At 70.0% G+C, this 7,539-nt stretch carries 8 protein-coding genes (1 of these 8 running past the window's edge); all 8 read right to left on the bottom strand.

The window, feature by feature from the left end; translation table 11 throughout:
• Nucleotides 1-957, bottom strand: partial view of an RtcB family protein gene (locus CVO96_RS11160; protein WP_103312301.1) — the 5' portion only. The gene continues 444 nt to the left of window position 1, outside the view; only the first 957 of its 1,401 coding nucleotides appear in the window; its start codon is at nucleotides 955-957; its stop codon lies beyond the left edge, outside the window.
• Between the two features lie 284 nt (nucleotides 958-1,241).
• Nucleotides 1,242-2,750 carry a UDP-N-acetylmuramoyl-L-alanyl-D-glutamate--2,6-diaminopimelate ligase gene (locus CVO96_RS11155; RefSeq protein ID WP_103312300.1) on the bottom strand — a complete coding sequence of 503 codons (1,509 nt, stop codon included), beginning with the start codon at nucleotides 2,748-2,750 and terminating at the stop codon, nucleotides 1,242-1,244.
• Between the two features lie 161 nt (nucleotides 2,751-2,911).
• Complete coding sequence (locus CVO96_RS11150) at nucleotides 2,912-3,829, bottom strand: glycosyltransferase family A protein (protein ID WP_165795277.1); 918 nt, start codon at nucleotides 3,827-3,829, stop codon at nucleotides 2,912-2,914.
• 55 nt (nucleotides 3,830-3,884) lie between these two features.
• Nucleotides 3,885-4,700 carry a hypothetical protein gene (locus CVO96_RS11145; protein WP_133161791.1) on the bottom strand — a complete coding sequence of 272 codons (816 nt, stop codon included), beginning with the start codon at nucleotides 4,698-4,700 and terminating at the stop codon, nucleotides 3,885-3,887.
• A 180-nt stretch (nucleotides 4,701-4,880) separates the two neighbouring features.
• Nucleotides 4,881-5,504, bottom strand: coding sequence for a deoxynucleoside kinase (locus CVO96_RS11140; protein WP_103312297.1), 624 nt, complete (start codon nucleotides 5,502-5,504; stop codon nucleotides 4,881-4,883).
• A 67-nt stretch (nucleotides 5,505-5,571) separates the two neighbouring features.
• On the bottom strand, nucleotides 5,572-6,183 hold the full coding sequence (locus CVO96_RS11135; RefSeq protein WP_103312296.1) for a deoxynucleoside kinase: 612 nt from the start codon (nucleotides 6,181-6,183) through the stop codon (nucleotides 5,572-5,574).
• A gap of 156 nt (nucleotides 6,184-6,339) precedes the next feature.
• The gene (locus CVO96_RS11130; protein ID WP_103312295.1) at nucleotides 6,340-6,528 is read right to left on the bottom strand and encodes a type II toxin-antitoxin system antitoxin; all 189 of its coding nucleotides are present in this window, start codon (nucleotides 6,526-6,528) and stop codon (nucleotides 6,340-6,342) included.
• Nucleotides 6,529-6,614: 86 nt separating this feature from the next.
• Nucleotides 6,615-7,529, bottom strand: a complete 915-nt coding sequence (locus tag CVO96_RS11125) for an SPFH domain-containing protein (RefSeq protein ID WP_103312294.1) — start codon at nucleotides 7,527-7,529, stop codon at nucleotides 6,615-6,617.
• Nucleotides 7,530-7,539 lie beyond the last annotated feature (10 nt).

Genomic DNA, 7,539 nt, shown 5'->3' with positions numbered 1-7,539 from the left:
CCGCGCCAGGCGGGCGTGGATCAGGTCGTGGTTGGCCAGGGCGTAGCGGCCCGCCAGGTTCATGGCCTGCCAGTACGCCTGCCCGTCCTCGCCGTCCAGGGGCAGCCAGGCCAGTTTCTTGGCCGCCGGGTCGATGGTGGGGTGCAGCCGCTGGGCGAGGGTCGTGAAGTGGTTCGCGACCTGTGCCCCGAAGCCGCGCGAGCCGCTGTGCGACAACACCGCCAGGTACTCTCCCGCCTCCAGGCCGAGGTCAGCCTCAGCGAGCCTCAGGGTGCCGAACTCCACGAAATGGTTGCCACTGCCGCTGGTACCGACCTGGGCCACCGCCTTGTCGTGCAGGTGGCGCAGCAGGGGCTGCTCGCCCCAGACGGACTCGTGCAGCACGGGATGATCCTCACGGTCGCGCCCCTCGAAGCCGACGCCCGCGCCGAAACGCGTGTGCCGGAGCAGCAGCGCCCTGGCCTCCTCCACGCCGAGCTGGCCCACGGGCACCGGCAGGGCGCTGAGCATCATCGAGCAGCCGATGTCCACCCCCACGCCGTAGGGGATGACCGCGTTCTCGGTCGCCAGCACGCCGCCGATGGGCAGACCGTAGCCCACGTGGGCGTCGGGCATCAGGGCGCCGGCGCGGGTGACCGGCAGGCGCATGGCCACGTCCATCTGACTGCGGGCCCCGGGCTCGATCAGGTCGGCGCCCCAGACGCCATAGGGCAGGGGGGCGGGACGCAGGGCCGCGCTGGCCTTCAGATCCAGTTCGGCGCGCTGGGCGCTCAGTTCGGCCGCCAGGGCCTCGTAGACGCCCCCCGTGTAGCCCGCCGGATTGGCCTGCACCTGCCGCAGCTCGGCCAGAATCTCGTCGCGTTCCAGCCCCGCTTTTTCGCGCAGCGTCGCGGCCGCCAGCGCCAGACCGACCGCTTTTTTCTCAAAGCCCAGTTTGGTGATGTGCTTTCCGTTCATGGTGTCCTTCAGTGTCTGTGTCTACAGGGAAAGACCGCGGGCGGGACGCCGCATCGGTCGCTCAAATCGGCTGCCTCGCTGTCATGGTCGCTCTGGTCATTCCTCTCGCGTCCTCGCATGCTCTCCCACCTCCCGTCTCTCTGCCCGTCCCACTGTGCCCGAGGCGCCGCGCCCCGGCTATCGGCACAATGGCGCAGCACTGGCTTACTGCTGGGGCCGTATGCCGACGCTGGGCTCTGACGGTCATACCGCCACTGGGCGCGGCCATCTTGCAGACCGGAGAATTACCCCAACCGGCTGGCCAGCGCCTCCCGCGCCTCCTGCACCTCGTTCCAGGGCAGGGTCTCCTGGCCGCGTTCCAGGGTGTCCTCGGGGCCCTTGCCCGCCAGTAGCACGGTGTCGCCCGGCTGCGCGGAGCGGATGATCTGGCGGATGGCCTCGCGCCGATCCGGAATGCTCGTGAAGTTCGTCCGGGGGCCGGCGCCGCGCTCCATTTCCCGCAGGATGTCGGCCAGGGGCGTGTCGCGGTGATCTTCCTCGGTGAAGACCGCGTGGTCGGCGAGGCGCGTGGCGACCTCGCCCAGCGGCGCCCGTTTGGAGGGGTCACGGGGGCCGCCGGCCGAGCCGAGCAGCACCCGCAGCTGCCCGCCCGTCGTGGCCCGCAGGGTGCTCAGGGCTTTTTCCAGGCTGGGCGGGGTGTGCGCGAAGTCCACGATCACCCGTGGGCCGTCCCCAGGCCCCGGCACGAGTTCCATGCGCCCGGGCACACCCCGGAAGGACGCCAGCCCGGCCACCAGCTGCGCCTGCGTGGCGCCCAGGTGGGCGGCCGCCGCCATGGCCGCCAGCGCGTTCGCCACGTTGAAGCGGCCGATCATGGGCAGCGCGGCCTGGAAGCTTCCCAGGGGCGACGTGACCGCGAAGTGCAGCCCGGTCGCCCGTTCCCCGATGTCCTGCGCCGACCAGTCGGCCGCCCCGCCCTCGCTGCTGTAGCCCTCGGTGCTGTAGGTGGTCTCGTCCGGCGCGAGGCCGCGCAACCGGGCCGTCCAGGGGTCGTCGGCGTTCAGGACGGCGAAGCGGGCGCGCTCCACCAGTTTGCGCTTCTCCGCGAAGTAGTTCTCGACGGTGCCGTGGAAATCCAGATGTTCACGGCTCAGGTGCGTCCAGACCGCCACGTCCCAGTCCACGCCGCGCACGCGCTCCAGCGCCAGGGCATGCGAACTGGCCTCCAGCACGACCGCCCGGGCGCCCGCCGTGACCATCTGGCGCAGGGTGCGCTGCACCTGGGGCGCCTCGGGCGTGGTGAAGTGCGCGGGAAAATGCCGCAGCGCGCCGTCCGGCAGCTCGTAGCCGACCGTGCTGAGCAGCCCTGTGGATAGTCCGGCCGCACGCAGGAGGTGGCGGGCCAGCCAGCTGGTGGTGGTCTTGCCGTCCGTGCCGGTCACGCCGACCACATGCAGTTCGCGGCTGGGATGCCCGGCCAGGGCCGCGGCGGCGTCGGCCAGGGCGGCGCGGGCGTGGGGTACCCGCAGGTACGGCAGGGTGGACACCGCGCCGGGCGGCAGGCCCTCGCCCAGCACGGCCACCGCCCCGGCCGCCGCCACCTGCGCCAGAAAGGCGTGCCCGTCGAAGCGCGCTCCCCGGATCGCCACGAAGACGTCGCCGGGCTGCACCCACTCGGCGTTGTGGGTCACGCCGCCGACCGGGGCGTCCGGCAGGCCCGTGGGCGCCGGATCGGTCGGGGGCGGATCGGAGGGGAGCAGGTGCAGGGCGGCGGCAAGCTCGGGCAGGCGCATGGGGCGAGGGTAGCAGAGGGGCCCGGAGGGGGCCGGCTCCAGACGCCGCTCCTGGCCCCCGGAACCCCGGCGCAGCGCTCGATGCCCGGAACGCCGGAACCAGGCTTACCTCAAGGGCGGGAGCGTGGCCGTCATGCCCTGGGCTCGGCCGCGCGGGACAGCTACGAAAACCGGCGCCGATCCCGCCGTCCGTACAGCCAGCCCACGGGCGAGACCAGCACGATCAGCACCTTCATGGAACGGGCCTGGATCTGCCCCAGCTGCTGCCGGAGCCCGGTGCCCAGACAGAACGAGTAGCGGCTGTACGCCAGGGCGCTGCGGAGAAATTCCTGCGGCGCCACCGGCAGCCACTCCAGCAGTTCGTTGAGCACCATCAGGTGGTAGGGCAGCCGCCCGCGCGCCGCTCCCGGGCTCAGCTCCGAGAGATGATCCCCGGCACCGTCCGGTCTGAAATAGAGGCGCAGCGGTTCATTGACGAAACGGGTCTTGTAGTGGCGGGCGATGGCGAACCACACCACGCTCTCGCTGACGAAGCGGCTCTCCCGGTCGACGGGGAAGGGAAAGGCGCGCAGCACCTCGGTGCGGTGAAAGCCCCACCGCTCCCCCTCGTCGCGGTAGCGGAAGGCCACCTCCAGGGAATCGGAGTCCAGGATCGTGTGCGGAAAGAGTGGCCCCTGGATCAGACCCCGCTGATCCACGCACAGGCTGGTGACCCCAGTGAACGACTCCCGCTGTGGGGCGGGGATGGCTTCCCAGTGGTGGAGCAGCCGCTCCAGCGCCGTGTGGATACAGGCGTCGTCGGAGTCGAGGTTGAGGAAGAGTTCGCCACGGGCTTCCTGCACGCCCCGGTTGAAGGCCGCCGCCTTCCCGGCATTGGGCTGGTACAGGATGCGGATCGGGAACTCGGCCTGGGCCCTCCAGCCGGCGACCAGTGCGGCCGTGCCATCGGTGCTGCCGTCGTCGACGATCAGCCACTCGAAATCACGCAGGGTCTGGGCCTGAAGGCTGTGGTACACCCGCCCCAGCGTGTGGGCGCGGTTGTAGGTGGCAGTGAAGACCGTGAATGTCGGTGGGGCCACGTCCTCAGCATAGGCAGTGCGGGCTCCGCTGGGCCAGCCCCCAGCGGGCACCGCCTCAGGCTGACCGGTCATCGGCGGGGCCTGGGACGGGGGGTGAAAAGTGAACGCCGAGCCGCACGCCCGGCAGGTCGTCGCGCAGATAGCTCAGCAGCGCTCCGATGAACAGGCTCAGGCCGACCATCTCCAGGCCCTCCTCCAGGGTGGTGAGCGGGAGCACCAGCGCGTTCTGGACGCCCAGATCGACATCCAGCCGGCCGCTCACCAGTTCCAGCCCCATGACGCCCGTGAGATACAGCGCGCCGGCCTTCACGAAGGCGAGCAGGGTGCGCCGGGGCAGGCGCCTCAGGAACGGCACCAGCAGCGCGAGCAGCGCGGCACACAGCGCAGCGTACGGGACGACCCAGGCGTAATGCAGGAAGCCGTCCACATGCAGCGCCGTCCGCACGGGCGCCATCAGCAGTTCGTGGAGATGCAGGTATTCGTCGGCGCTGAGGTACAGGAACACCAGCGACAGCAGCCCCCAGCCCCGGCGCATGACCCGCCGGGCCGGAGCGGTGGCGCGGGCGATCAGGCCCAGCAGGAGGGCCGGCGCCAGCAGCAGCAGGGCATTGAACAGGGACGGCAGGTTGCCCTCGATGTCTACGTTGGTGGCCCGCATGACGCTCTGCAGGGGGGCCGAGTCCGGCTGCAGGCGCAGGAGCAGCTGCCCCAGCACGCTGAGTGCCAGGAAGGCCGCCGTCAGGGCCAGCAGGCTGGCGACCACGCGCGACCCGCGCACCGGCCACACGAACTCGCTGTGCCCAGGCTGGCTGGTGAGGCCGGGCGCAAGGTCGTCGGCTTCCACCGGTCGCTGCCCTACCTTGTGTAGCATCCTGCCTCCTCCGTTCCGGTCGTGGGCTGGGCCCAGGCCCGCCGGCTGGGCGGCCGACCTTCCTGGCCCCGCCGCCAGGCGTCGGCTCACTTTGTTCTCAGACTTCAGTGTAGAGGACTTCCCGGTGCCGCGTCCTCCCCCCCTCCCCGTCGGGGGAGCGTGGGGCGCGGCGCAGCCGGCTCAGCGCAGCAGCGGCAGGCCGAAGCCCTGGCCCTGGACGCGCTGGCAGACCCACTCGAAGGCGCCGGGGTCGGCCACGAAATCCAGCTCGTCGCCGTTGACGCGGATCACCGGACAGGCGTCGAAACTGGAGACCCAGGCGTCGTACAGGCGGTTGAGGCCAGCCAGATATTCGTCGGGGATGTCCTGTTCGTAGGCCCGGCCGCGCGCGGCGATGCGGCGCCGGAGGGTGGGCAGGCTGGCATCCAGATGGATCAGCAGATCCGGCACGCGCAGGGCCGGCAGGATGCCCTGGTACAGCCCCCAGTAGGTCTCCCAGTCGCGCGTCTCCATCTGCCCGCCCTCATAGAGGTTGCGGGCGAAGATGTTGGCATCCTCGAACACCGTGCGGTCCTGGATGACGTAGCGGGCGCCGGTCACGAGGTTCAGGTGCTGCTCCAGCCGGCGGCTCAGAAAGTAGATCTGGCTGTGGAAGGAGTAGCGCCGCATGTCGCGGTAGAAGTCCTCCAGATACGGGTTGTCGGCGTAGGGCTCGTAGACCGGCCGCAGCCCATAGCGCTCTGCGAGCATCCGCGTCAGGGTGCTCTTGCCGCTGCCGATGTTGCCCGAGACGGCGAGGTACATCAGAGGGCTCCGCGCCGCAGAGGGCAGAAGGCAGAAGGCGGAAGGTCAGGCACCAAGAGGCAGGCCATCAGTCGGCGGCGCTCTGGGCGTTCAGGGCCTCGTGGATCTGCGTCAGGAGGCGCTCCTCGTCGTCGGGCGAGGCCACGAAGTCGTAGCCGGCCGCCTGGACGGTCAGCAGCGGGTGGGGATAGGAGCGGAAATACTCGTCGTAGCGGGCGGTCAGGTCGGCCAGGTACTCGGCCTGCATGCCCTGCTCGAAGGGCCGGCCACGCTTGGCGATGCGGCGCAGGAGTTCCCCGGTATCGGCGCGCAGGTACACCACTAGATCGGGGGTCGGCAGGCGCGGCGAGAGGTGGCTGTACAAATCCTCGTACAGCGAGAATTCAGCGTCTTTCAGGTTCATCGCCGCGAAGATGAAATCCTTGTCGAAGAGGTAGTCGCTGACCACGCCCCCCGCAAACAGACCCGGCTGCGACAAGGCCGAGAGCTGCTTGAAGCGCGAGAGCAGGAAGAACACCTGCACCTGGAACGAATACGTCTCCGGCTGTTCGTAGAAGCGTGCCAGGAAGGGATTCTCCTCGACGATCTCCAGATTCAGCTCGGCGCCGTAGCGCGCGGCGAGTCGCCCCGCGAGGCTCGTTTTTCCGACCCCGATTGGGCCTTCGACCACGATGTACATAACCGTGACAGAGCATAGCGCCCGGCCGCGGGAACAAAGGGATGTGGCGGGCTTGACGGCGGGGCGGGGCTGCAGACGCGGAGAAGCGGGAATGGGGCAGAGAGAAGCCGGGCAAAACCGGGCCCCCCCTGCCCCCATTCGCCTGAAGCGGAGGCCCTATCCGGTGGGCTCCCCGGGCTCGGGCGGCTTGCCGGGCGGCGCCTTGAGCCGCCCGGACTGCCGCGCGGCCTGGGTCAGCAGGTACTCGATCTGGGCGTTCACGCTCCGCAGGTCGTCGGCGGCCCAGCGCTCCAGGGCGGCGTACAGGTCGGGGCTGATCCGCAGGGGAAAGTTCTTTCTGGTCATGGGTTCCGTCTGGTCATGGCGTGTTCCTGGAGGAGGGGGCCGGGGGGCGCCCTCCCCGGCGAAGACCCGGGCGCCCCGCTGTGCGCTCAGTACAGGCTGCCGGCATTCACGATGGGCTGGGTGCCGCGCTCGCTGGTGAGCACCACCAGCAGGTTGCTGACCATCTGCGCCTTGCGCTCCTCGTCGAGCTGCACGATGTCCTGTTCACTGAGCTGCTGCAGGGCCATCTGCACCATGCCCACGGCGCCCTGCACGATCTGGGAGCGCGCGGCGATGATCGCGCTGGCCTGCTGGCGCTGCAGCATGGCCCCGGCGATCTCGGGGGCGTAGGCCAGGTGCGAGAGCCGGGCCTCGAGCACCTCCACGCCCGCGTGCTGCAGCCGCACGCCGAGTTCACGGCGCAGCGCCTCGCTGACCTCGTCGGCGTTGCCGCGCAGGCTCATGCTGCCCTCCGCATAGTCGTCGTAGGGGTACTGCGAGGCGAGGTGGCGCAGCGCCGTCTCGGCCTGGATGGCGACGAACTCCCGGTAGTCCTCGACATCGAAGGCCGCGCGGGCGCTGTCCACGACCCGCCAGACGATCACGGCGGCGATCTCGATGGGGTTGCCCATCAGGTCGTTGACCTTCAGACGCTCGGAGTTGAAGTTGCGGATCCGCAGGCTGATGTTCTTGCGAACGGTCAGGGGATTCGTCCAGTACACGCCGTTGCGCCGCTCGGTGCCCACGTAGCGGCCGAAGAGGGTCAGCACCTTGGCCTGGTTGGGCTGCACGATGAAAAAGCCGACCACGATGAAGATGACGAACAGGGTCAGCACGCTGCTCAGCACGAACCGTTCCTGGGTGAAACTCCAGATGTTCAGGGCGACCAGCGCCAGCCACGCCAGGAAGAGCGGCACGCCCGGCAGCCCGAAGGCGGGGCGCTCCACGCTGGCCACGCCGCTGCGGGTCGAAATGCCGCCTTCCGGGCCGACGGTGGGGGGAACAGATTCCAGTTTGCTCATAGCATCACTC

Origin of the sequence: Deinococcus koreensis (genome assembly GCF_002901445.1) — a bacterium.
Classification (GTDB): Bacteria; Deinococcota; Deinococci; order Deinococcales; family Deinococcaceae; genus Deinococcus; species Deinococcus koreensis.
The sequence above is the reverse complement of the archived record's forward strand: the minus strand, read 5'-3'. Positions and strand labels throughout refer to the sequence as shown.